22 protein-coding genes are annotated in these 24,893 nt (G+C 34.4%); 18 read left to right on the plus strand and 4 right to left on the minus strand.

The features are described 5' to 3' along the window. Positions 1-22: 22 nt before the first annotated feature. The 11 genes from ACN1CN_RS16535 to ACN1CN_RS16585 all read left to right on the plus strand — a co-directional run bounded on the left by ACN1CN_RS16535 (position 23) and on the right by ACN1CN_RS16585 (position 11,847). Positions 23-580, plus strand: coding sequence for a restriction endonuclease subunit S (locus ACN1CN_RS16535; protein WP_419136426.1), 558 nt, complete (start codon positions 23-25; stop codon positions 578-580). 7 nt (positions 581-587) lie between these two features. Continuing rightward, the gene (locus ACN1CN_RS16540) at positions 588-809 is read left to right on the plus strand and encodes a hypothetical protein (RefSeq protein ID WP_419136427.1); all 222 of its coding nucleotides are present in this window, start codon (positions 588-590) and stop codon (positions 807-809) included. Positions 810-814: 5 nt separating this feature from the next. After that, on the plus strand, positions 815-2,347 hold the full coding sequence (locus tag ACN1CN_RS16545; protein ID WP_419136428.1) for an N-6 DNA methylase: 1,533 nt from the start codon (positions 815-817) through the stop codon (positions 2,345-2,347). Between the two features lies 1 nt (position 2,348). Next, the gene (locus ACN1CN_RS16550; RefSeq protein WP_419136429.1) at positions 2,349-3,581 is read left to right on the plus strand and encodes a cyclic GMP-AMP synthase DncV-like nucleotidyltransferase; all 1,233 of its coding nucleotides are present in this window, start codon (positions 2,349-2,351) and stop codon (positions 3,579-3,581) included. Next, the gene (locus ACN1CN_RS16555) at positions 3,565-4,044 is read left to right on the plus strand and encodes a hypothetical protein (protein WP_419136430.1); all 480 of its coding nucleotides are present in this window, start codon (positions 3,565-3,567) and stop codon (positions 4,042-4,044) included. Before ACN1CN_RS16550 ends, ACN1CN_RS16555 begins: the two co-directional genes overlap by 17 nt. A gap of 66 nt (positions 4,045-4,110) precedes the next feature. Continuing rightward, positions 4,111-4,359, plus strand: a complete 249-nt coding sequence (locus ACN1CN_RS16560) for a hypothetical protein (RefSeq protein ID WP_419136431.1) — start codon at positions 4,111-4,113, stop codon at positions 4,357-4,359. A gap of 3 nt (positions 4,360-4,362) precedes the next feature. Continuing rightward, the gene (locus tag ACN1CN_RS16565; RefSeq protein WP_419136432.1) at positions 4,363-5,571 is read left to right on the plus strand and encodes a restriction endonuclease subunit S; all 1,209 of its coding nucleotides are present in this window, start codon (positions 4,363-4,365) and stop codon (positions 5,569-5,571) included. Between the two features lie 4 nt (positions 5,572-5,575). Further along, on the plus strand, positions 5,576-6,706 hold the full coding sequence (locus ACN1CN_RS16570; RefSeq protein ID WP_419136433.1) for an SAVED domain-containing protein: 1,131 nt from the start codon (positions 5,576-5,578) through the stop codon (positions 6,704-6,706). A 4-nt stretch (positions 6,707-6,710) separates the two neighbouring features. Further along, entirely contained in the window at positions 6,711-7,913 is a 1,203-nt protein-coding gene (locus ACN1CN_RS16575) for a PDDEXK nuclease domain-containing protein (protein WP_419136434.1), read from the plus strand. Further along, positions 7,913-11,137 (plus strand): type I restriction endonuclease subunit R, encoded by a 3,225-nt coding sequence (locus ACN1CN_RS16580; protein ID WP_419136435.1) that lies wholly within the window; start codon positions 7,913-7,915, stop codon positions 11,135-11,137. Before ACN1CN_RS16575 ends, ACN1CN_RS16580 begins: the two co-directional genes overlap by 1 nt. Beyond that, positions 11,137-11,847: a M48 family metallopeptidase gene (locus tag ACN1CN_RS16585; protein ID WP_419136436.1), complete on the plus strand. Its 711-nt coding sequence runs from the start codon at positions 11,137-11,139 to the stop codon at positions 11,845-11,847. Before ACN1CN_RS16580 ends, ACN1CN_RS16585 begins: the two co-directional genes overlap by 1 nt. A 129-nt stretch (positions 11,848-11,976) precedes the next feature. On the opposite strand, the gene ACN1CN_RS16590 is transcribed toward ACN1CN_RS16585, so the two are convergent. From ACN1CN_RS16590 to ACN1CN_RS16600, 3 genes are read right to left on the minus strand one after another with little or no spacing between them, the layout of a single operon-like run. Further along, on the minus strand, positions 11,977-12,795 hold the full coding sequence (locus tag ACN1CN_RS16590) for an ImmA/IrrE family metallo-endopeptidase (RefSeq protein ID WP_419136437.1): 819 nt from the start codon (positions 12,793-12,795) through the stop codon (positions 11,977-11,979). After that, positions 12,770-13,114, minus strand: coding sequence for a hypothetical protein (locus ACN1CN_RS16595; RefSeq protein ID WP_419136438.1), 345 nt, complete (start codon positions 13,112-13,114; stop codon positions 12,770-12,772). The genes ACN1CN_RS16590 and ACN1CN_RS16595 overlap by 26 nt, the downstream gene beginning before the upstream one ends. Beyond that, positions 13,101-13,769: a hypothetical protein gene (locus ACN1CN_RS16600; RefSeq protein ID WP_419136439.1), complete on the minus strand. Its 669-nt coding sequence runs from the start codon at positions 13,767-13,769 to the stop codon at positions 13,101-13,103. The genes ACN1CN_RS16595 and ACN1CN_RS16600 overlap by 14 nt, the downstream gene beginning before the upstream one ends. Before the next feature lie 294 nt (positions 13,770-14,063). Here ACN1CN_RS16600 and ACN1CN_RS16605 point away from each other — a divergent pair, with 294 nt between their 5' ends. From ACN1CN_RS16605 to ACN1CN_RS16635, 7 genes are all read left to right on the plus strand, one after another. Further along, positions 14,064-15,416 carry an SMODS domain-containing nucleotidyltransferase gene (locus ACN1CN_RS16605; protein ID WP_419136440.1) on the plus strand — a complete coding sequence of 451 codons (1,353 nt, stop codon included), beginning with the start codon at positions 14,064-14,066 and terminating at the stop codon, positions 15,414-15,416. Positions 15,417-15,422: 6 nt separating this feature from the next. Next, on the plus strand, positions 15,423-15,620 hold the full coding sequence (locus tag ACN1CN_RS16610) for a nucleotide-binding domain-containing protein (protein ID WP_419136441.1): 198 nt from the start codon (positions 15,423-15,425) through the stop codon (positions 15,618-15,620). Positions 15,621-15,756: 136 nt separating this feature from the next. Beyond that, positions 15,757-16,770 (plus strand): CBASS oligonucleotide cyclase, encoded by a 1,014-nt coding sequence (locus ACN1CN_RS16615; RefSeq protein WP_419136442.1) that lies wholly within the window; start codon positions 15,757-15,759, stop codon positions 16,768-16,770. Between the two features lie 19 nt (positions 16,771-16,789). Beyond that, entirely contained in the window at positions 16,790-17,272 is a 483-nt protein-coding gene (locus ACN1CN_RS16620; RefSeq protein ID WP_419136443.1) for a hypothetical protein, read from the plus strand. A gap of 1 nt (position 17,273) precedes the next feature. After that, positions 17,274-18,149, plus strand: a complete 876-nt coding sequence (locus ACN1CN_RS16625; RefSeq protein ID WP_419136444.1) for an AAA family ATPase — start codon at positions 17,274-17,276, stop codon at positions 18,147-18,149. A gap of 3 nt (positions 18,150-18,152) precedes the next feature. Continuing rightward, positions 18,153-19,952, plus strand: coding sequence for an SAVED domain-containing protein (locus tag ACN1CN_RS16630; protein WP_419136445.1), 1,800 nt, complete (start codon positions 18,153-18,155; stop codon positions 19,950-19,952). Positions 19,953-20,898: 946 nt separating this feature from the next. Continuing rightward, a complete protein-coding gene (locus ACN1CN_RS16635) occupies positions 20,899-22,608 on the plus strand; it encodes a cadherin-like beta sandwich domain-containing protein (protein WP_419136446.1) in 1,710 nt (569 codons plus the stop codon). A 155-nt stretch (positions 22,609-22,763) separates the two neighbouring features. Here ACN1CN_RS16635 and ACN1CN_RS16640 read toward each other — a convergent pair whose 3' ends face one another. Then, complete coding sequence (locus tag ACN1CN_RS16640) at positions 22,764-24,614, minus strand: alpha/beta hydrolase-fold protein (protein WP_419136447.1); 1,851 nt, start codon at positions 24,612-24,614, stop codon at positions 22,764-22,766. Positions 24,615-24,893: the final 279 nt, after the last annotated feature.

Here is a 24,893-nt window from a genome sequence, read left to right on the forward strand (position 1 = left end):
AATAACATTACAAAAATAATGCATGGAAGTTAAAGTAAAAGATATAGCAAATATTCAGTTCGGATATTATGGGAAGCCTAGCACAAAAGGTACTCTTTCCTATTTACAAGCCAAACATTTCAATGAATTTGGCCTATATATTGGAGAGAATGATACTTTTTTAGAAGAAGACTTAAAATCAATAGAAAATCTATTACAAAATGAGGATATTCTTTTTGTAGCAAAAGGATTTCGATTTTTTGCAACATTATATAAAGAAGAACATGGCAAAGCCGTGGCCTCTTCAATATTCTTTATTTTACGCACTGATAAAACTAGAATTATTCCGGCTTATTTGGTTTCAGTACTCAATCTTCCAAAAAATTTACTGCACTTTCAGCAGTCAGGTGCTGGAAGTACTATTCCTTCTATTCGTAAAAACGAGTTGGCAGACTTTACCTTTAATTTAATACCATTAGAAGAACAACAAAAAGTTGTAGCATTACAAGAACTGCATCTAAAAGATATTGAGCTAACAAATGCCTTAATCAAAGAGAAACAAAAATTATTTCAAACAACAATTTCAACAATTATAAAATAATCACAAGATGGCAAAAATAAAAAATGATGCTCCAGGAATGAGAGGCGACAGAAGCAGAAATGATGACGGAGAATTAAGACAAAAAAGAAGTGACACACACATAGGAACTATCGAACAAAAGTATAACATCGACCTGAATGTAAGAAGCGATATGCATTTAGGTACATATTTAGAAAAAAACGATATTGCTTCTTTAAACGATTTAATTAATAACAGCTCCAAAAAATAACTACAATGGCAGAGAATAAAATTACTCAAAAAGAAATTAACAATATTGTTTGGAAAGCTTGTGATACTTTACGTCCGGTAATGGGAAGTGAACAGTACAAAGATTATATACTTACACTATTGTTTATAAAATATCTATCCGATGTCTGGAAAGATAAGATAGAACAATATCGTATTAAGTATCCAGATAATGAAGAAATGGTAAAGCGCCAATTACAAAGAGAGCGTTTTATATTACCCGAAATAAGCAATTTTGATTACCTATTCCAAAATCGAAACGAACCTAATATTGGAGAAATTATCGATATCGGATTAACAGCTTTAGAGGATGCTAACCGTTCCAAATTAGCAATGGTTTTCCGCAGCATTTCTTTCAATTCTGAAACGGTTTTTGGACAGACCAAACAGCGTAATGCTATTATGAAAAATTTATTGGTTGATTTTTCAGAACTGGATTTGCAGCCATCGCATTTAAAAAACAATGATATAATTGGTGACAGCTACGAATTTCTAATTTCAAAATTTGCTGGAGAAAGTGGAAAAAAATCAGGAGAATTCTATACACCAAGTGAAGTCAGTACACTATTAGCTAAATTGCTGGATCCGCAACCCGGTAACAGAGTGTGTGATCCGACGGCGGGGTCGGGTTCTCTGTTGATTAAAATGGCTGGTGAAATTGAGGGAAAAAACTATTCCCTTTACGGTCAAGAAAACAACGGCAGTACTTGGGCCTTATGCCGAATGAATATGTTTTTGCACGAACAAGACAGTGCTACCATAGAATGGGGAGATACAATCAATAATCCAAAACTGTTAGAAAATGACAAATTGATGAAATTCCATATTGTGGGAGCTAATCCTCCTTTTTCACTTGACAAATGGGGAGCGGATACAGCTGCTTCCGACCAGTTCAACCGTTTCCACAGAGGCGTTCCTCCAAAAAGCAAAGGAGACTATGCTTTTATTAGTCACATGATAGAAACTACCTATCAAGATGTGGGCAAAGTGGGTGTAATTGTGCCACACGGCGTATTGTTTCGTAGCAGTAGCGAAGGGCAAATTCGTAAAAAACTAATTGACGAAAATTTATTGGAAGCTGTTATTGGTTTACCTGAAAACCTGTTTTTTGGCACTGGAATACCAGCTGCTATATTAATTTTTAACAGAGGAAAAGGATCAAATAAAGACATTTTGTTTATTGATGCTAGTCGTGAATTTGAGAATGGCAAAAATCAAAATAAGTTAAGAGAAATTGACATTCAGCATATTGTAAAAGCATTCAAAGCGTTCAAAGCTGCCACACCGCTATCTACTGAAAAAGGAACAATTGTAGAAGATAAATACAGCTATCGTGCAACAATGGCTGACATTATAGAAAACGATTACAACCTTAACATTCCTCGTTATGTAGACACATTTGAAGAAGAGGAAGAAGTAGATATTAAATCCACACATACCAATATTACTGAACTGAAAAAACAGCTAACCGAAGTAGAAAACCAAATGGAAAACTACTTGAAAGAACTAAATTTAATATAATATGCTAACAATACAACAGAAAACAGAATTCAGCGAAATATTAGACGAATTAGGAGAAACTCTTGACATAACTGAAAGTCAATTTAATGCAGCTGTAACCAGTTACAATGCGGTTGGTAATTGGCTTTGTAGTGATGAATCAAAATTAAAACCTTACAGTCCAAGTGTAAAACCTCAAGGCTCATTTTTAATTGGGACAACTATTCAGCCTTATACAGATGGTCAGGATATTGATATTGATTTAGTATGTGAATTAACAGGTAAAAATCCTCAATGGACACAAAAAGACTTAAAGGATATTGTCAAGGAACAATTAGAAGCTCATAAAAAATATGAATCTATTCTTGATGAAGAAGGAAGAAGATGCTGGACTTTGAAGTACAGGGAAAACTCGGTAAATAACGACCAGTACCATATGGATATTCTTCCGGCTGTTATTGCTAATGGCTACAATGTCGTATTGACCAAATTTTTTTCAGAATCTAGAAATATTAATTTTGATAGTTTGGCAATTAGAATAACGGATAAAGAGTTATTAAACTATGAAGTGGCAACTGATCCTGATAATTGGTTGCAAAGTAATCCTTTTGGTTATGCAAAATGGTTTATTGACAGAGCAGAAACCAGTAATCTCAAACTTTTCTCTTTAAACGAATCAATTCAACCAGTACCTAAATTCCAAAAGAGAAGATTGCCTTTACAGAGAGTGGTTCAAATTTTAAAGCGTCATAGAGATATGATGTTTAAAGATGATAAAGAAAAACCAATATCAATAATTATTACCACTTTAGCTGCTTATGCTTATGAAGGACAAACCAATGTCCTTGATGCTTTGGTTGGAGTAATTGATAGAATGCACTTATTTGTGGAAGATGCAATTGACCAAGATACTGGAGAAGCATACAGATTTGTGGGTAATCCTGTAAATCTTTCTGAAAACTTTGCTGACCGTTGGAGAGATACTCCAGGCAAAGAAAAAAAGTTTAATGATTGGTTGAAAAAGGTAAAATTTGATATTAATAATGCTGGACAACAAAGTGGTCAGCATAATATTATCAGAAATCTTTCAGAATCATTTGGAGAAAATGCGGTTAAAAAGGCATTTACAAATATTGGAAACAAAACGAAATTAATGACGGATGGAGGTATAAATAATTTTAATGCAGCTGTAGGATTAACTTCTACAGGAAAAAGTGCAATTAAACCACATAATTTTTATGGCACCGAAAAATAATCATGTATCGATTGCAATTCAATCAGCCAACATAAAAAAGACGTATCCAGATTCAACAGTTACAACTTTTCACGACCAGGAATTAACTTGGACACATACAATTATGCCTTCTCCTTTGGGTGGGAGATACGAAATTAAATTAGTTTATAAAATAAACGGATCAAGAAATAGATTAGGCTCATCAAAAACAACAAGTGCACCAAAAATTTATGTGCTAAATCCTAAACTTGAGTTAGCTATAGGAGAAACAAAATTACCACATTGCTATGACCAAAAGAAACAACATTTGTGTTTGTATTATCCCGATGGGAAGGAATGGAATAAATCAATGCTATTAGTCACAACAATTATTCCTTGGACATACGAGTGGTTATACCATTATGAAATTTGGCTAGGTACCGGAAAATGGACAGGTGGAGGAATTCATCCAGTTTCAAAAACACCTAAACTTGCGGATAAATAAAAAGAATCACTACTATCAAACAATTATATAATCAATTTACTAGGTAAATAAAAAAATAAAATAGATATGGTTTTTAATAACAAATTCGATTTTGAAGAATATTTAAGTGAAAATGGTTTAGAAATCGCCGTTGATTATCCGGCAAGTTATAAGGAAGACCATAGAAATTATACTTTAGCTATTCTAATGGACGCTGATGATTTGCCTACATATCGTATAAAAATTGATACGGATGCTGGTTTTCCTATGGGAGTTATTTTTGATAATAATAATGTGGATGTAAATATCATTTCTCTTAAAGAGAAGCAAATTTAGATTATGATAAACAATACAATATACAAAAACACTTCTGTTGGATTAATTCCTATTGATTGGGAGGTTAAAAAATTAGGAGAGATTGCTAAAGTAAAACACGGTAGAGATCAAAAAAAAGTTATTTGTGACAGTGGTATTTATCCAATTTTAGGCACAGGCGGAGAAATTGGTCGAACTAATAGCTTTTTATATGATAAACCTTCAGTTTTGATTGGAAGAAAAGGTACAATTGATAAGCCTCGTTTTATGGACACACCATTTTGGACTGTTGATACGTTATTTTATACGGAACTTTCTCAAGATATAGTTCCAATATGGCTTTTTAATGTTTTTCAAACAATTAACTGGTATTATTATAATGAATCCTCGGGTGTACCTAGTTTAAGCGGTTCAAATATTTCTGCAATTCCACTACCAATTCCCCCGCTTCTAGAACAGCAAAAAATAGCATCCATATTGTCAACTTGGGATAATGCTATTGACATAACCAAAAAAGTTTTGAGTAATCTTGAAGTTATCAAAAAAGCTATGACAATAAATGTTTTATCTGGTAAAATTAGATTTAAAACTTTTTTGAAAAATAATAAAATTAGCCAAAGAAATGGCTATAGCATACCTGATGATTGGGAAGTAAAAAATTTATCATCTGTGTTGGAACAGGTGAAAAAACCTGTTAAACCAGAAAAAGATACACTTTACAAACAATTAGGTATTCGTTCACATACAAAAGGCATTTTTTACAAGGATTCGGTAACTGGTCAAAGTTTGGGGAATAAATCTGTTTTCGCTATTGAACCTGATTGTTTTATTTTGAATATTGTGTTTGCTTGGGAACACGCAATTGCAAAAACAACTATTGCAGAACAAGATATGATCGTATCACATAGATTTCCTATGTACAAACCATTAGCTCCAAAACTTGATTTAGATTATCTTTTGTTTTTCTTCAAATCTAAAAAGGGAAAAGATTTATTAGGATTAGCTTCTCCTGGAGGTGCAGGTAGAAATAAAACATTAGGTCAAAAAGAATTTTTAAAATTAAAAATACCAATACCACCAATTAAAGAACAAAAAGCAATTGCCCTTTTTTTAGAAACCTATGATTCTGAAATAAAATTACACCAACAAAAACTACAAGCATTGCAATTACAAAAGAAAGGATTGATGCAACAATTGTTAACTGGGAAAGTGAGAGTGAAAACCAATAATTAAAACTATGAGTAATACACCTATTCCACCTAAAATAAAAAACCAACTTTTGGTAAAATCTGGAGGCAGATGTCAGTTTAGAGGATGTAATCAATCGTTATACAAAGATCTAATTACAAAAAGAGATTTTAATAAATCATATATTGCTCACATTGTTGGAGATAAATCGACTGGACCTAGAGGCGATGTGATACAGTCTCCAATTTTAGCAAATGCGCTATCAAATTTAATGCTCCTCTGTGACGGTTGTCATAGAAGAATTGATAGTGAAAACGGCATACATTTTTCTGTATCAGAATTAATGGCTATGAAAAAAGAACACGAAGACCGCATTGAGAATGTTACAGCTATTGCACCAAATATGTATAGCCATATACTTACTTACAAAGCTAATGTAGGTATGTTTACACCAGAAATGAGTTACCAAACAGTAAGCCAATTTCTTTATCCAACATATTATCCAGCTATGGCAGATACTATTGATTTAAGTTTATCGAATAGTATACAAAGAGATAGAGACACTGCATTTTGGACAACAGAAGTAGCAAATTTAGAAGCACAATTCGATAGAAAATTATTCCAAAATTATGCAAAAGGAGAAATCAAGCATTTATCAGTTTTTGCTTTTGCTCCAATTCCATTATTAGTAAAATTAGGCACATTGATTAATGACATTTATACTTGTCAAATTAACCAAAAAGTACGTAATCCAGATACTTGGAATTTAGACGATGATACCACAGCGGTAAAATACACAATAATAGGACCTGAGAAAAAACATAAAACAGTGGCTTTAAATATTTCTTTGAGTGCTACTATTACTAATGATAGAATTACTCAAGTTTTAGGCGAGGAATGTGATGTTTTTACAATTACAATAGATAATCCGTTTAATGATTATTTAAAAAGTAAAAAACATTTAGAAGATTTTAGTATTGCAATTAGACAATTGTTTAATCAAATAAAAGCTAAATATGATGCACAAACTCCAATCCATATTTTCCCTGCTATGCCTATTGCCAAAGCAGTAGAACTGGGTAGAGTTTGGATGCCAAAAGCTGATATGCCTTTATATCTTTATGACCAAAATACAGCTAATGGTGGATTTACAAAAGCGATAGAAATAGTAAATAGTTAATTTTATGAGCAACATTCAAAATCCAGAATTTGGCAATATTGTAAAACTAATACAAGAAGCACAAGGTAGAGTAAGACAATATACCAATACCGCTTTGGTAACATTATACTTTGATATTGGTAAAACAGTAAGTCAAAAAGTAGCACAAGGCACTTGGGGACAAAGCACAGTACAACAATTAGCGGATTACATTCAAACCGAAATGCCTACATTAAAATCATTTAATCGTAGGGGTTTATACCGTATGAAACAGTTTTACGAAACTTATTGTCCAGGATCGGAATTTGATGTTGTATTTCAAAATATTACTAGTATAAATACTGAAAATCAAAATAGTAAAAATGTGTCAGCACTGCCGACACATTTAAGTTTTGAATTTGTATCAACTGCGTTGACACAATTGCAAAAAGCACAAAATGTAAAAGTGTCACCAGTGGCGACACAATTAGAAAATGCTGATAATAGCGAAAAAACAATTGTATCCACACTGCGGGCACAATTGAGTTGGTCAGTCCATTTAGAGATTTTATCAGCTTGTAAGTTGCCGGAAGAAAAATTGTTCTATTTGATTATGGCTTCAAAAGAGAAATGGAGCCAACGGGAAATAAGAAGACAAATTGAATGTGGCCTATTTGAACGCTATGCTTTAAGCAATACAAAAGTGTCGGCACTGCCGACACAATTACCAGCCAAGATAAACGAACACTTAAAAGACGTTTATTCATTAGAGTTTTTGGAATTAGGTAATGATTTCAGTGAAAGCGATTTACAAAAATCAATAGTAAAAAACCTTAAGAAATTCATTTTAGAAATTGGAAATAATTTTTCTTTTGTTGGCGAAGAATACAGATTACAAGTAGCCAATAGAGACTATGAAGTAGATTTATTGTTTTATCATAGAGTATTACAATGTTTGGTTGCATTTGAATTAAAAATTACCGACTTCAAACCCGAGTATTTAGGTAAAATGAACTTCTATTTAGAAGCACTTGACAGAGATCACAAACAGCCACACGAAAACCCAAGCATCGGAATAATCCTTTGTAAAAGTAAAGACGATGAGATTGTAGAAATTGCAATGAGCCGTTCACTATCTCCAACAAAAGTAGCAGAGTACACCACTAAATTAATTGATAAAAAATTACTCCAAGCCAAATTACACGAATTGGGAGAATTGTACAATCAATCAAAAAACATAGAGCCATAATGAATATTCCGTCATACATAGAAGACCACATCAGTCAAATTCCAGCACTACAGTTACTCATAAAAATGGGATATCAATATGTATCGCCAGATGAAGCGATGGAATTACGTGGCGGTAGAACAAGTAATGTATTGCTGGAACCAATTCTGAAAAAACAACTCGAAAAAATAAATAGTATTCAATACAAGGACAAAGAGTTTTCCTTTTCAGAGAGTAATATCAATGCAGCAATTATCGCCTTGCGGGAATTACCAATACAGGATGGTTTTATAAAGGCAAATCAGGCATTTTATGACTTAATAACTTTGGGCAAAAGTTTGGAACAAACCATTCTAAACGATAAAAAAAGTTTTTCTTTTCAATATATCGATTGGAAAAACATTGAGAATAATACATTCCACGTTACCGAAGAATATGCCGTATTGCGCAGCGAAAGAAACGACACTTATCGCCCAGATATTGTTTTGTTCATCAATGGAATTCCAATGGTAGTAATTGAATGCAAAAGCAATGTGATAAAAGATCCCGTAACACAAGGTATATCGCAACATTTAAGAAACCAATTAGAAGATGGAATAAGAGGATTATACCAATACTCTAATATGGTGTTGTCATTAGCCGTAAACGAGGCAAGATATGCCACAACAGCTACACAAAAAGAGTTTTGGAGTGTATGGAAAGAAGTATTTCGTACCAAGGAAGAAGGAATACAGTATGGTGATGCAATTAGACAAATAAAAAACAGCGAATTACCTAATACGGAACGAACAGCCATTTTCAAACAGCGATTTAGTAGTGTATTACAGTATTTCAATCAACTGGAAAAAGAAGAAGTAATCGTAACCGAACAAGATAAATTAGTATTCAGTTTATGTCAGAAATCAAGAATAATAGACTTGATTTTTAATTACATAATTTATGATGATGGTATTAAGAAAATCACCCGATACCAACAATATTTTGCAATTAAAGAAACACTGAAAAAAATTAATGTTGCGGATGTAAATGGCAAGCGAACTGGTGGTGTAATTTGGCACACACAAGGAAGCGGAAAATCATTGACAATGGTAATGCTGGCGCAGTTAATTGCAACTCAAAAAGAAATAAAAAATCCAAAAATAATTCTTGTTACTGATAGAATAGATTTAAATACCCAAATTACAGAAACATTTCAAAAATGTCACGTTGATGTAGAAGAAGCACAAACCGGAAAACATTTAGTAGAACTAATCAATAGCACAACGGACGCAGTGATCACCACATTGATACACAAATTTGAAGCGGCTATAAACCAATCAAAAGAAGGATTTAGTTCACCTAATATTTTTGTATTAATTGATGAAGGACACCGAAGCCAATACGGTACGTTTAATGTAAAAATGCAAAAGGTTTTCCCGAATGCTTGTTTTGTCGCATTTACAGGGACACCTTTAATGAAAAAAGAAAAAAGTACTGCCAATAAATTTGGAGGTTTAATAGATGTGTATTCTATTACAGATGCTGTTGAAGATAAGGCAGTAGTACCTTTACTTTATGAAGGAAGGCATAATTTAATTGAAGTAAATGAAAAACCATTAGACACATTTTTTGATAAAGTTTCCGAACCACTTACTCCTTATGGTAAAACAGCACTAAAAAGGAAATACAGTACAGCAAATCAACTAAACAAAGCCGATCAGGTCATTTATGCAAGAGCATGGGATATTAGTGAACATTTCGAGGATAATATTCAAGATACTGGTTTCAAAGGACAATTAGTAGCGCCCAACAAAACCACAGCCCTAAAATATCGTGAATACTTAAAAGAAATTGGAAAAGTAAGTTGTGAGGTGTTAATTTCTGCACCCGATACAAGAGAAAATTATGAAGATGCTTTTGAGGAAAACGAAGATGTAGTCTTGAAGTTTTACAAAGCAATGATGAGTAAATATGGAAAGCAATTAGATTACGAAAAATCAGTAATCAGTGCTTTCAAAAAGCAAGAACAACCTGAAATAATTATCGTAGTAGATAAATTATTAACTGGTTTTGATGCGCCAAACAATCAAGTATTATACATTACCAGATCATTGAAAGAGCATACTTTACTTCAAGCTATAGCAAGGGTAAACAGAGTAGCGCCAGGAAAAGAATATGGTTTTATAATCGATTATTTCGGTAATTTAGAAAATCTGGACAATGCTCTAAATACATATAGCGGTTTAAATGATTTTGAGTTAGAAGAACTATCAGGAACAATAATAAACATCAACAAAGAAATAGAAAAATTACCACAAGCACACAGCGAGTTATGGGACATTTTCAAAACGATAAAAAACAAATACGATGCAGAAGCATATTCCGAATTATTAAATGATGAAAGTATAAGACATCCTTTTTATGAAAAACTTTCTGCTTTTGTCCGTTTGTTCAAATTAGCAATGGCATCAATAAAGTTTAATGATATTAAAAACGAGAAAACCATTGATAAATACAAAAAAGACAGTAAGTTTTTCTTGCAATTAAGAGTAGATGTAAAGCGAAGATATTTTGATGATTTAGATTATGCAGCTTATGAACCACAAGTTCAAAAGTTAATAGATAAGCATATTACAACGGAAGGTGAAGTGTTAAAAATAACAGAACTAGTAAATATTTTTGATAGAGAAAAAAGAGAAGCCGAAGTAGAAAAAGTAATAGGTAAAGCAGCAAAAGCGGACCACATTGCAACTCGTACAGTTAAAGCTATTAATGTTAAAATGAATGAAGATCCAATCTTCTACAAAAGTTTATCGGCATTAATAAGAGAAGCCATAAACGATTACCATCAGCATCGAATTGATGAAGCACTTTATTTACAAAAAGCTAAAGAATACGAAAATCAATTCTTGACGGGAAAACAAAATAATGTTCCAAATGCTATCAAAGACAAACCTAATGTAATTGCTTTTTATAATCTGACAAATGCAGTTTTAGAGAATAGTTTTAGTAATGCACCAGAGCCAAAAGAAGTGCAAGCCAGTACAGCATTAGAGATAGAAGATTGTATTAAGAATATAGTGTTTGAAAACAATACACTTATTATTGATTGGCAAACCAATACGGAAATTGAAAAAGAATTGAAAAACAGTCTAGATGATTTACTTTTCGAAAAACAGCAACAATACGATATGCAATTCTCATTTGACAAAATAGATGAATTGATAGATGAAGTAATTAAAATTGCTAAATTAAAATACGTTTAATGTTACAATCAATCCAACAAGTACAGTATGGCAGCAAAAGCATTGAATATACATTGTCTTTTGGTGAAAGAAAGTCATTAGGCATAAAAGTATTACCTGACGGATCGGTATCGGTTATTGCTCCAAATGATACGAATTTAATAGACATCAATAAAAAGGTAAAATTAAAAGCCAATTGGATATTAAAACAACAAACCTTTTTTTGTAGTTATAAGCCAAATACACCAGAGCGTAAATACGTTAATGGAGAAACACATTTGTATTTAGGAAGACAATATAAGTTGCAAATCATTGATGATACTATAAATGAAATTAAACTTTATAGAGGTGCAATGATTATGAAAACTAAAAAATCAAATCCAGAATATTTAGAAAAAAAACTAAACGAATGGTACAAGGAAAAAGCAATCTTTCACTTCGAAGAAGTGCTGGATAGTTCTATAGAAAAATTCAATAAGTATAAAATTGAAAAACCAGTTTTAGATATAAGATTGATGCAAAAACGTTGGGGTAGTTGTACTAAATCTGGCAAAATAATTCTAAATACAGAATTAATAAAAGCTCCAAAAGGGAGTATTGAATATGTGGTTATTCATGAACTTTGCCATTTAGTACATCACAATCATAACAGGGAATTCTATGATTTGCAAAACATACTATCTCCCGATTGGGAAAAATGGAAAGAAAAATTGGAACACGCTCTTTCGTAATTTTATATTAAGTGAACGTTCCAAATCCTCCAAAAAAAAAGTTTGCCATTTGTTAGGGTAAGGCTACTTAAGTTTTCCTCGTTTTTTTGGGAAATAGTTATATTTTCAACTTAATGAAAATCTTTAAAATTATTTAAACCATAAAAGACTAATAACATAACTATAATTATCAGAATAAAAACATTGTTCATACATTGTTCTATTGGCACGATTATCATTAACAAATGGATAAAACCAATCATCTGCTGAAAGTTCTTGAATAGCTGTATATTTACTTTCTGGTGTTGTAAAATATTCGCTTGCGACTGTCGTTCTGGGTAGCAAACCACCTACTTTAAACTTAAATGGCCATTGAGGAAAATCATCACTTCGTAAAAACCATTTTGCAATATTATCCTGTGATATAACTGCAAATATTTCATGTGTTCCTATTTTACTGAATCTAATTAATGTAGCCAGAATACTTGTTTGAAATTCTTCAGACAACTTAAAAATAGTCTCAAATGAAAAGTTTTTACCACCTGAAACACCTCTAAATTTCTCTCTTGGCATTAGTAAAATACTAGCAAAATAATCAGCTTCAAGCTCCATTAAGTTTTTCTGATTGATATTATGAAAAGATGCATGAGGCTCAAGTAAACCATATTTTAATCCTAGTCTATGTTGTTCAATGAAAAAATGCCCTAATTCATGTGCAAAAGTGTAACGACCTCTTTTAGAGAATTGACCGTTTCCATTATCAATATTTATATGAATATGGAAATTTAAATCTTCAGTATCATAAAGTAACATTCCATCAAAAGCATCTTCATAGTGGTCGAAATAATGTAAAATATCTTCATCTTTTGAAATTTCTTCCAAAAGAGTCAGATTTCCATTTGAAAAATCTCTAGCAATAAACTCTGCAAGCTTTTCTATCTCATTAATCCGATGATTCGGTATCACCATTTTTTTTGGACTTGTTTTGATTGTTCTTTATTTTGTTCAAAATGTGTTCTGGCAACTTACTTCCATTACGGGCAACCATTCTATATTCAGTAAGGTCTTCTGGTTTTATAGATTCTGGAATCTGAATACTTTTTGGACTTTCTCCTCCTCTGATAATTTTGGCAGGGTCGATTTCCAATCCTGTTAAACCAAAGTCAGTATCTCCAAAAAGTGTTTCAAACCTGGACAACTCAACTTCATTTCTTGGAAAAAGAAATCCGGTTGATGCTAACCATTCGGTAACATTCTCAGGGGTTATATGTTTTTTATTTTGAGCCATATAATTTCAAATATGTATCTACAATATCAAATGAATCTTTTTTATAGCTTCTAATGGTTGCTTGAGATAAGTCAAGTTCATTTCTTAAACTTTCAAGTAATTTTCTTGGAAGCTTATAACCGTCTTTCTCATGCATCTTATATGTCAAATAAATTATTTTATGCTTTGGTGATAATCTGTCAAGCGCACTTTGTATAATTTCTTGAATTCGTTTTAAATCTTTTAGTTTTGATGGTTGCATATTAGATTGTTCCATATCTGGAAAATCTTTTATAATTTCTTCATCACCTATGTATGGGCTTAAATCATTTCCAAGAATTTCATTTTTAAAACCAGGCAGAAGATTTTGTGCAATTCTGAACAAAAAAAACAGGACACAAATATCAATCTCTTTACTGCACTTATCCTTATTAAAGCTACCGGCGTATTTTCTAAATCTATCAAAAACTTTCTCTCCAAGTTGAGTAGCATAATCTCTGTCTAAATTCCACTGCTTACATATTGGAATTAATTTTTTTAATAACTGAATCTGAAATCTAAAACAAAATACCATAAAGGCATCATTAGCCGTGCTTGAATAAGCTGGATCACTTGACCATTGAATATATTCAATGAGGTTTTCGGTAGATTCATTTTGTAATTCTTGCCACGCCATGTACTGCTTCTGTATAACACTACCTAAAACCGTGGTAACGCTTTTAGTAGTTATAGTAGAACACAAAGTTATAAATTAAAATAAGTCTAACTATGATAATAATCAATAAATTACTTACAGATAAAATAAATGCTCCCTAAATGAATTAGTTCTCGTGCCAGTATGGCAGATGAATATTTAGGAATGATATTTGAATAATTTTTTAACATAATATTAATAGGATGAAATCTATAAATGATAAATTAGATTGTTTTCAATATAAAATACAAAAGAACCTTATAAAATATAAAAAACATGTTTGGCCTAATAAATAATAAGATAAATGACCTTCTTGAAAATATCGGGATAGTTCTAGACATTACCGAAGCCCAGTTTGAGACAGTTAAAAGCCGGTATGATGCGGTTGCAAAACAATTATCAAAGGATAATTCTCCTTTAAGTGTATATCAGCCAGAGATACTTCCGCAGGGATCATTTTTGTTAGGCACAATGATACGTCCTATCATGGAAGATGACGAGCTGGACGTAGATCTTGTTTGCAGACTTAAAGGAAAGAAAATCCAGTGGTCGCAAAAGGATCTGAAAATTGCTGTTAGAGACCAACTTATTAATGAAAATGAAGACTATAGAAGAATGTTGGATGAAGAAGGCAATCGTTGCTGGACACTTATTTATAAAAATGACAAATTCCACTTAGATATATTACCGTCTTTAATAGGAGATAACAATCATATTAATTTAAGTGAGCGTGCTTATAGTAAGCTGAATGCTTCTGAAGTTGAAAGCATTTCATTAAGAATCACCGATAAGCGGGAGTTCAATTACACAAGTGAGACTGATCCAAATTTTTGGCCGAAAAGCAACCCTTTTGGTTACGCTGCATGGTTCAAAGAGCAAGCAAATCTCAATACTTTTAGAACAGTAAATCTAAGTGAAAGCGTTACACCATTACCATCGTACAAAAAAAAGAAAGAACCCCTTTTGCGAGCAGTGCAAATTTTAAAGCGTCATCGTGATATTATGTTTGGCTGCGACGAGCACCGACCGATATCAATAATTATAACAACGCTAGCTGCAAAAGCTTATAGAAAAGAAGACAATGTCAAGGATGCCCTAATTAATATTCTTTCTAACATGCAAAGCCATATGCAAAGAAAGTATAGCAATAAACATAGCAAAGAGATTTGGTGGATTGGCAATCCCGTCAATGAATTGCATGAAAATTTTGCGGATAAATGGCCTGATGAAAAACAGAAAGAAGATAACTTTTTCGAGTGGATTAAAAAAGCACAGAATGATTTTGCGCAAATCAAAGATATGGATATTACAAGCGCATATCGCTTCCTGAAAAATCTGCTTGGAACACGAGCAGTAAACGAAGCTGTGAAAAATCTTGGTTATGAAAATTTAATAGCTGAAAATTACAAACCGGTTAACTATTCAGTTGGACTATTGTCAGTTCCACATAGGGAAAGGCCTCACTGGCCAATAACATTAACCTACAACTGTGATGTCTATGGGAGATTTAATGATATAACAGATTCTTACAAAGCGAAATCTATCACTTCCCAAACTATTGTGCCTAAAAATTGCAGTATTTATTTTACCGCCACCACAAATGTCCCAAAACCGTATGACGTCTACTGACAGGTTGTGAATACAGGTGATGAAGCCAAAAATGCATTTATGGGATTAAGAGGAGGTATCTTTCATGCACAAACATTAGGAAAAGGTGGACTTGTGCAAAAAGAGCATTCTGGCTATACTGGACTACACTGGATAGAATGCTTTATCGTTAAAAATGGAGTTTGCGTTGCCCGTAGCTCGGAGTTTTTTGTGAATATCCAATAATGATGAAATAACATGACACAACACTGTTATTTGGAGAAAAAGATTACAGGATTAAAAAAGCTTAACATAAAAAATCTAAAATGATTTCTTGCTGAAAGCTGATATATAAAATGATTATTAAAATAAAGTAAAAAATATGAGTTCATATAAAACAAAAAGTACATTACATGTAAGGATTAGGAATTTCGTGAGTTGGATAGCTCCACCAAGAGAAACTCGTGACGCCATCAAAATCAAATCTGATGAGGTAAGGAAATGCATAAAAGCTGAAGCGGAGAAGGATGAACTTACGGTTGTCGATATGCCTTATTCTGGCTCGTTTTCAACCAGAACAGGCTTACGGCGCAACATGCGGGGCAATACCACTACAGAAGGACAGGATATTGACTTGCCATTTGTTGTTAAGAAGGACAAGGAGACGGAATTTGGTCCATTAATCGCCCGTTTTAAAAAATACGCGGAAACTTGTTATCCTGATCATACCATTGAGGCAACTAAAAGCTCTGTAAACATTGTTTTTGAGAAGGAAAAATTAACCTTTGATATCGTACCAATGTTTGAATCAGATAAGGCTCAATATCAAACATTAATAAGAAGCAATGGTGATATAATAACTACTTCTATTGAAAAACATCGGGAATTTATCAGAAAGCGCACTATTGCAACAAAGGAAACAACCGGCATTGTATCTTTTAATGATTGTGTCCGACTCCTTAAATGGTGGCGTAAAGTTAAAGAGATTGAAACAGACGAGAATCTGTGTCTGCCAAGCTTTTTAATAAACCTGTTAGGTGCGAAAGCATACGATACTTGTGGTGATGATACTACTTATCCACAAACGCTGGCTAATTGGTTCTCATACCTTGCTCATATTGTTAAAAATAAAGAGGCGATTTGGTTTAAGGACTATTACTCGACACCTAAACTTGATAGCTATAAGCCTTGGAATGTGCTTGATCCAGTTATGGATGACAATAATATTGTGACATCTTGGGCAGGTTACCAAGTTGACGAATTAGCCGACTGGTTGCAAGAAGCTTCAGAAATTATGAATAGAGCTATTGTTGCAGATTTGCAAGGTCGAGACGCAGACAGTTTGGCTCAAATGCAACTATTGTTTGGAACTATTTTTTCTTCTCACTGCGATTAATTTATTAAATAAAGAAGATATGAGTACATATACATTTACCGGAACAGAAACTTACTCTGAGTCCGACGTTAAAGCGGTTATGCAAAATACCTATGAGGATATCATAGGGTTTGCAAATAGACAGATTATTACTTATGGTTCGGCAGAAAGTTGGATCGAAGAGTTAACTTACGTGTTGAATAAAAAAGTTGTAAAGTTTTTTGAAGTGCAGTTAAGAGATTCTTCGGGCGATAACTTTAAAAGTTACAGGTATAATGTGGATTCATACGGATACCTCTCTACTGGAGCAAATTCTGGAGGTATTAATTACTTTGCTTACCCAACAAATACTACCGCAACATTATTTGTTCAGCTTACAGACAATGCTCCTGCCGGAACATTTGAACAGTTACAAAGAGACCGTGGCTGGGGAAATGGCACGGCAACGAAGGGTAATGAAATTCATGATAGAAATTATGTAAGCAATAACTTAAGAATACAAAGATCTGAAATAACAAAATAAAATGGAAGTCAAACTACAAGAACAGAAACATCCCAATATGGTCGCTGAGGCCGCTTATAATAATCTGATCGCTATTGATGAGCAGAAGAATACACTTCTGAATAATCTTGAACTATTTTTTGATAAGAAAAAAATTGAAAAATGGCAGAAGCATCACCATCCTAAAGGTTTGGATTTTTTTCAAAATCTAATAGCTGGAACTCCACTTATTATCTTATCAGGAGACGTAGGTTGCGGTAAGACAGCTTTAGCTCATTCCATAGGCTCGCCATTGGCAAAACGTATTGATAAACGCGTTATCGTTTTTGAAACCCCATCCAATATTCGAGGAGCCGGGAGGGTTGGGGAAATTTCTAACCGTATTACAGATGCTTTTGAGCAGGTTAAATCTAAAATAAAATCCGATCAGATGGGGATTCTCATTATTGACGAGGCCGATGACCTTGCAACTGACCGTGATCAAAACCAGGCACATCATGAGGATCGTGCAGGGCTTAACGTTTTAATAAAGCAGATTGATCTAATTGCTAGGGAGAACATCACACTCGCCGTTATTTTGATAACCAACAGGCTAAAGGTTTTAGATCCTGCGGTTATACGTAGGGCCACTCAGATTATAGAATTCGGCAGACCAAATGCAGACGCGAGGAAACTTGTATTTGAGCAAATTTTTAAAGGCTCCGAATTATCTGACAAAGATTACACGGAACTTGTTGAAGCAAGTAAGCACCCGGATACACCTTATAGCTTTTCTGATCTAATACAGAAGGCGGGTAAACAATCTTTATATTCTGCTATCCAAAACAACCAACCTTTCGGAAAAGATGCGTATGTGGCAACGATTAAAAATATTAAACCTTCACCAATTATTAAATAGATTATGAATATAAATAAATTAACAATAGTTATAGCGCATTACGGTTTAGATAGGAAGATTACAGAGCAGGAATGCATGTCGGTTTTGTCAGCAGATGAAACAACTGATACCATTTTTATTGATTTTGAGGCAGGAAATGCAAAACTAAGTGAGTTATATGAGCTTTCATTTGACAATATTGCCTTATCCCAGCAACGAAAATTTGTAGAAATTGTAAAGCCCGTACTCGACGCAAATCCCAGTGCTAACATTGCATATTTCGGACTAACACCAATACCTGTATCATTTCATCTTGGCTACCTCATTGGAAATACGCATTCTTATTCCATTTATCAATTACATCACAAATTAAATAAATGGTATAAAGAAACGGAAAAACCTACGCCTGATTACAAGTTTTCGATAAATCCGCCCTTGTTGCCAAACGAGGTACAAAAAGGTAAAGGTGATGTAACTATACGAGTGGCAACCTCTTTTGATATTGATAGACAATCAACTTATGAAGTTGTTCCAAACCCTGAAAATGAATTTGACATTAGCTTAAAAACGCCTGATGTAGATTCACTTTTTAATCAGGAGACTATACAAGATGTAGTGAATTCTTTCCAGAAAGTTTTAAATGCCTATGCCAATAAATTAAGTGATCGGGAAAAAATACACTTATTCATTGCGTCTTCTTCGGGGTTACCCTTTGCCTTAGGCACCAGAATAAATCCGACTATATACCCCTATATCCAAACTTACCAATTCAGCAGGAATGAAACTCCAAAATATAAGGAGGCTGTACTGGTGACTAAAGAAGTCGATAATCGTGTCGTACTTTCTGAGGCTGACAGAATCTCAGCAAAAGAAATTCGTGATAAATGGCAGGAGCAATTAGAGAATAATTTAAAGCCGTTTATTAAGACTATATCTGGCAGAGCATCTGATAACTGGCTCCAAATGGTATGTGCATCGGATGAAGAATACACTACAGTTAGTAAACATTTCCGTCATCCATGGACTACGGTAACCGATATTAATAAAACCAGTCTTAAACATGATAAAATAGACACTGAAACTACAGATGTAGAAGATGGCTTTGAATATATTGAGAAATCAAATACTTGGCTACTCGATGATGGTTTCCTATTTGGCTTGAGTAAAAGATTAAAAACTAAAACGTATACAGATATTATGCAGGCTGCACGACTGTTTTTCTTTCATGAGGCATTACATTACAGTAAAGAAGGGCATCGGTTGACTAAAGAGGTAGCTAACGGGATAGGTCAGTTTCCAAAGGTAATTGAAGAAGCCGATTATCAGGCCGATGTATGGGGCTTGCTAACTGAATATAAATATTGTTCAATGTACGAGCCCAAACGTTTAAAAAATGGTTTAAAATCTTTTTTCTGTGATGCTATAGAAACCGCTGTTGAGACTATGTGGAGTTTCGTGGACACAGGTGCTGAACTAAATATCATGCAGGTAAGATCTATGAACCGTTTTTTAAATTGGTATTGGCAGTGGGTGCTCATTGAAAATATTGATGGTCCAGGAACATTAGAAGATATAATCATGATATTACTGGATAAACCGGTAATTGAATTTGCTGGCGCCCAAATGGAATTAAGAGGATATCGTACATATTATAAACTTAGCGCTAAAAAATATAATAATTATCAGTTAGCTGCTTTTGCACGAAATAAAGTATATCGTTTTGCTCCAAATCTTATTCATGATATAACTGACGGATTCAAAAATCTTGACGGTGAAAAGATAAAGTCTGGTTTAAAAAGCTTTCAAGTTACATTAGGGCTTTAATTTTGATGTATCATAGGCATAATTCTATGTTCAAGTGTATGTGAATTTTTGAACTAAAAGGCTTAAAGACTGCTTTGTGCATGATCAAATAGTAGACATTGTAAAGCAACGCTAAAAAATCAATATATCACTCATAAGCCTTAGATCTTCGAGCAAATAGTTCGAATTTTGTACTATTAAGATGCATAGAAATGGACTAGAAACAAAAAAACATCTATTACAAAAAAGGCCTAAATTTGCCACTGAACAACAATTTTCATATATTTACAACCATAAAAGTACATTGACTGACTGCGATTAAATTGATCAGGGAAACAAAGGACTATAAGGTAAGTCATTATAAATGAGACCTATTCGGCTACCCTTTTTGGAAGGGTACTTGGAAACACCAATAAAATCAACGAATTAAGGAATAGGTAGGTCGTCCTGCCACCCCGACAAAAGTCTTTTCATATTTTGGAAAGACTTTTTTTGTGCTCTACACTTTAATGAAATATTCGAACGGTTATCTCGTCCCGATAGGAATCGGGAAGGCCGCAGGTTCGAATCCTGCCACTCCGACAAAAGTCTTTTCATTTTTTGAGAAGACTTTTTTTTTTGCTCTACACTTAAATGATGCATCTGAACGGTTATCGCGTCCCGATAGAAATCGGGAAGTCCGCAGGTTCGAATCGGGGCACCCCGACAAAAGTCTTTTCATTTTTTGGAAAGACTTTTTTTTTTGCTCTATACTTAAATGATATAGTTAGAACGGTTATCGCGTCCCGATCGGAATCGGGAAGGCCGGAGGTTCCTTTTTTTAAATAGTACTGCGATTGTTTTAAATAAAGTTACAGTTATTGATACTATCGTTACGGTTGTTACTTATGAAAAAGTCCGACGTTTTTTTTGTGTTACTTTATCGGGGTATTTATAAATAGGAATTATCCTATAATAAATATCAAAGATGATTAACAACGTAAAAAATAATTTCAATATGACTCGTACTTTTACTTTCTTTTTCCCGAAAAAGCCTTTTTGGGTTTATGTGATCGCTTTTTTCTCAGTTTTTCAAACGGTGGCGCAAGCGCCTACTGTACAAGCTTCTGATATTGTTTTTACTAATACCAAAAAAACAACAACTACCATTAATTGGAAACGAGGGAATGGAAGCCATAGAATAGTATTTATGCGTAAGGGGACAAGTACTAGTCCCTATGCCATGCCAGAAGATTATTCTGCATACTTTAGTGATAGTGTTTTTGGTCAGGGAAGTCAAATTGGGACATCAGGCTGGTATTGTGTTGGTGCTATTGCTGGTGGTAATATGGTGGATGTGACCGGTTTAAATCCAGAGACTCTATATCAGGTACAGGTGCTTGAATATAATTATGTAAACAATACCTGGATTTATTTAAGGTCAACCAACACTGGTAATCCCGCAGAAATCACCACGCCGGGTCATTCTGATACTTTAAGTAATTTAAGTCTGAGTGCTGGAGCGTTGAGTACCGTTTTCTCCCCGGAAATGACCGATTACACCGCAAAGGTAGCTCATGATCTTAGCAGCATAAAGATAACGCCAACTACCACTGATACTGATGCTACGGTAAAAGTAAACGGAACAGCCGTGGTTAGCGGAAGCAGTTCGCAGGAAATAAATTTGGCTGTCGGGGTCAGTACCGCTGTTACCATAGAGGTAACCGCTAAGAATGGTATGGTAAAAACCTATACCATAAACGTTTTCAGGCCTCATCCTTCACCAACCATTCAGGCTACAGGGCTTACTTTTACCAATACAACCGCAACAGGCACCACGGTACATTGGACCAATGGGAATGGAAGTAATAGGATGGTGTTGATGCGTACAGGTACAGCTGACATCCCTGTTCTGCCTAATAGTTATTTTTTATCCAGCACTGTTTTTGGTATGGGTGATCAAATTGGAGCATCAGGCTGGTATGTTATTGCTTACTCTAATAATCCTGGCAATGAAGTAGAAATAAAAGGGTTGGATTTGAAAGAAATCTATCAGGTCATGGTCGTGGAGTTAAACGGAGATAGCCCTTCCTTTCCTACCTATTTAACCACAACAGGTACCAATAATCCTGCAACGGTTACTACACTTAGTAATGTAGCTACTTTAAGTAATTTAAGTTTGAGTGCCGGAGCTTTGAGTACTGCTTTCTCCTCCGCAACGACAGCTTATACCGCAAAGGTAGCTGCTGACGTGAATAGCATAACGGTAACGCCGGTTACCAGCGATGCTAATGCGACGGTTAAAGTAAACGGAACAGTCGTGGTCAGTGGGAATGCTTCGCCGGAAATAAATTTAGCTGCGGGGGCAAGTACCGCTGTTACAATAGAAGTTACAGCTCAGGATGGTACAGCAAAAACGTATAAGCTAACAGTCGAAAAAAATAGTTTGGGAGTAGTGAATACTGAAATTGAAGGTTTTGTAGTTTATCCGAACCCTGTGCCTCATGGAAGGTTATACATACAAACCAGATCGGCTGTTGTAATGGAGGTGGAACTATTTGATCTGTCGGGGAAAAAGGTTTTTTCTGTTCAGACCACTAATAAAGAAGTGCCTATTGAAGGTTTGCAAAAAGGAGTTTATATCCTGAAAGTACGTCAGGATGGAGCCGTGTCAACCGAGAAAATTATGGTACAATAAAAGATACTATTCTTTTTTTGAAATATACGGAACAAAGTAATTCCAACAAGCTAAGGTCTCTTTTAAAGAAATTTAGAAGAGACCTTTTTGTTTCTGTGCAATGGTTTTTTTTTGTCGTTATCAGAGTTTTTTAGGTTTTATTTGAATCAGAACCGTTACTTTTCGGCGATTTTGGTCAGCCACTCAAAATAAATTTGGTTCGTTTCGTCATCAGGGTATTCGTGGGTTTTGTCCTCCATTATTCTTTCAGTTACCCGAATTCCGTTCGATTTAAGTTTGCGTATTAATTCTTCTGCTTTGGCAACCGGCAAAGCTCCGTCTTTTCTTCCGTGATAAATAAAGACAGGGATTTTTGAAAAGGGAGTAAGAAATTGGTCCTCCAGAAAATTTGGATGTCCGGAACCCAGCCAGTCGTTTGCCAAATCCGGATGCCCTGCAAATACTGCCACTCCTTTGTAAAGTTCAGGATGCTGATAATAAGTTCGCAGGGCACCATAACCTCCCATCGAAAATCCGGCAATGACCATTTTATTTGGGTCAGCCGAAAAATGTGTGAGTACATCTTCTATGGCTTCTGCAATGTCCTTTTGCGAGCTGTCGGAATCGTAACAATTGTATTGGTCTCTGCCAAATGGAGCTACTTCAATAAAATCACCTCCGCTTCTTGCCTGATTCAGCACAGTCTGTTCGTCCTGTCCGCTGCCATGAAGAAATACCAGAAGAGGGTATTTTTTTGCAGGAGAATAGTCCCGGGGAAGTTTTATGGTGTAAGGCTGAAAGCTGTTGTCGTATTTTGATTTAAAAGCCCTGCGGTAAGGTTTTGTAATGCCTTTGTATGGATCAGTTCCTTTTAAAAAAGAGAGTAATTCCGTTTCAAAAAGAAAGTACTGTTCCAGTATTTTCTTGCCGGTTTCATAAGACTTTAATTGAAGCAGTTGCTTTTCTACTTCATTTGCTTTGAACAATAAGGTATTTACGGTTCCATAGGCTAAATGATGTTGATTCTGTGTGATTTGCAAACGGATGCTGTCAAAATTAAATTTGGGAAAAACAACAAAATCATACTGTCCAATCGTATCCTTACCCGCACGGCTAAGAAAATGATAAAGACCCGGTTTTGGATTGTGGAATTGAAGAGAAGTAAGTTTGTGCTGTATTTTATTTTTAAGAGTACAGTTGATTTTGGTATCCAGCACTATTTTGGACGAATTATTCCGAATCGTGATTTCAATAGATCTGTTTTCGGCCGCTTTTGATAGTGTCATCAAATCTACCTGCACAGCATCATCAACGCGGATGTTTCTTTGAGAAAGTTTAGCGATCAGAACGGCTGTATTGTTGTTTTTTGGTTTTTCAAAAACGATTGGAATAAAATTTCTTTTCGGAATTTCCTCATCCCATATGCCTTCATCTTTAACAACCGAATAACCCACAGCAGCATCGTTTGCGATTGCTTTTGCAAAATAGAGGTTGTATCCCAATTGGCTGGAAAACCACGGATGGTACGGCTCAACATCTTTCCAGGCCAATAAGACTTCAAATCTGGCTTTCCCGTCATAAAAGGTTTCCTCAAAGCGGGTTTCGGAACTTAACTTTTTTCCATGGCTTTGATTTCTGTTGTAATCCCAGATTCTTTTTCTTGCCCAGTATTTTTTGTCCTTAGAAGGCGAAAATGTAATATCGTAATACTCGTCGGTAAGGGAATCTTTTTGCGGTTTTGCCAGTAGTAATTTAAATCCGTCACCATTGATGAATCCCCTGTCCCGATAGGTAATGCTATCAGCTGCGGCCTCGATATACAAATAGAGATGTGTGGGAGTATAACCCATCAGATAAGTGACCTTCGTGCGGCTGGCGCCCGCATTGTCGAATGAAAAAAAGTGATGGAATTCCTTTTGCTTCAAATGCAGCAGTTGGCGATCCGGTTTTCCGTCGATCACAGGAGTGAAATTTAAAAAGCGAATTTCGTCTGATCGCAAGGACTGTCCGGATACGATCTGGACCATACACCATACGAAGTATAAAAAACAGCCCTTTGTTTTCATATTGATAGCTAATGTTTTGTTTTTAAATACCCGATCAATAAGCCTGTCAAATATAAGTAAAAATTAAATTCAGATTTTAAAAGAGGCAGGTTCTTTTGGTTGTCAGCCGGAGCGATTTCAAACTTAGAAAAGGGCTGAAATAGCAGGAGTATTGAACGAAAAGAGATCTCCCGTTGTGAGTGTGGTTCTAATAACCTTATCGATTAATTGTAAAGACAAAGCAGGAAAAGATTTTCAATT

The organism is Flavobacterium sp. T12S277 (assembly GCF_048514875.1).
GTDB lineage: Bacteria > Bacteroidota > Bacteroidia > Flavobacteriales > Flavobacteriaceae > Flavobacterium.

Coding starts and splice junctions, on each gene's coding strand:
- ACN1CN_RS16535 (WP_419136426.1), top strand. CDS start 23: ATGGAAGTTAAAGTAAAAGATATAGCAAATATTCAGTTCGGATATTAT.
- ACN1CN_RS16540 (WP_419136427.1), top strand. CDS start 588: ATGGCAAAAATAAAAAATGATGCTCCAGGAATGAGAGGCGACAGAAGC.
- ACN1CN_RS16545 (WP_419136428.1), top strand. CDS start 815: ATGGCAGAGAATAAAATTACTCAAAAAGAAATTAACAATATTGTTTGG.
- ACN1CN_RS16550 (WP_419136429.1), top strand. CDS start 2,349: ATGCTAACAATACAACAGAAAACAGAATTCAGCGAAATATTAGACGAA.
- ACN1CN_RS16555 (WP_419136430.1), top strand. CDS start 3,565: ATGGCACCGAAAAATAATCATGTATCGATTGCAATTCAATCAGCCAAC.
- ACN1CN_RS16560 (WP_419136431.1), top strand. CDS start 4,111: ATGGTTTTTAATAACAAATTCGATTTTGAAGAATATTTAAGTGAAAAT.
- ACN1CN_RS16565 (WP_419136432.1), top strand. CDS start 4,363: ATGATAAACAATACAATATACAAAAACACTTCTGTTGGATTAATTCCT.
- ACN1CN_RS16570 (WP_419136433.1), top strand. CDS start 5,576: ATGAGTAATACACCTATTCCACCTAAAATAAAAAACCAACTTTTGGTA.
- ACN1CN_RS16575 (WP_419136434.1), top strand. CDS start 6,711: ATGAGCAACATTCAAAATCCAGAATTTGGCAATATTGTAAAACTAATA.
- ACN1CN_RS16580 (WP_419136435.1), top strand. CDS start 7,913: ATGAATATTCCGTCATACATAGAAGACCACATCAGTCAAATTCCAGCA.
- ACN1CN_RS16585 (WP_419136436.1), top strand. CDS start 11,137: ATGTTACAATCAATCCAACAAGTACAGTATGGCAGCAAAAGCATTGAA.
- ACN1CN_RS16590 (WP_419136437.1), bottom strand. CDS start 12,795: ATGGTGATACCGAATCATCGGATTAATGAGATAGAAAAGCTTGCAGAG.
- ACN1CN_RS16595 (WP_419136438.1), bottom strand. CDS start 13,114: ATGGCTCAAAATAAAAAACATATAACCCCTGAGAATGTTACCGAATGG.
- ACN1CN_RS16600 (WP_419136439.1), bottom strand. CDS start 13,769: ATGGCGTGGCAAGAATTACAAAATGAATCTACCGAAAACCTCATTGAA.
- ACN1CN_RS16605 (WP_419136440.1), top strand. CDS start 14,064: ATGTTTGGCCTAATAAATAATAAGATAAATGACCTTCTTGAAAATATC.
- ACN1CN_RS16615 (WP_419136442.1), top strand. CDS start 15,757: ATGAGTTCATATAAAACAAAAAGTACATTACATGTAAGGATTAGGAAT.
- ACN1CN_RS16620 (WP_419136443.1), top strand. CDS start 16,790: ATGAGTACATATACATTTACCGGAACAGAAACTTACTCTGAGTCCGAC.
- ACN1CN_RS16625 (WP_419136444.1), top strand. CDS start 17,274: ATGGAAGTCAAACTACAAGAACAGAAACATCCCAATATGGTCGCTGAG.
- ACN1CN_RS16630 (WP_419136445.1), top strand. CDS start 18,153: ATGAATATAAATAAATTAACAATAGTTATAGCGCATTACGGTTTAGAT.
- ACN1CN_RS16635 (WP_419136446.1), top strand. CDS start 20,899: ATGATTAACAACGTAAAAAATAATTTCAATATGACTCGTACTTTTACT.
- ACN1CN_RS16640 (WP_419136447.1), bottom strand. CDS start 24,614: ATGGTCCAGATCGTATCCGGACAGTCCTTGCGATCAGACGAAATTCGC.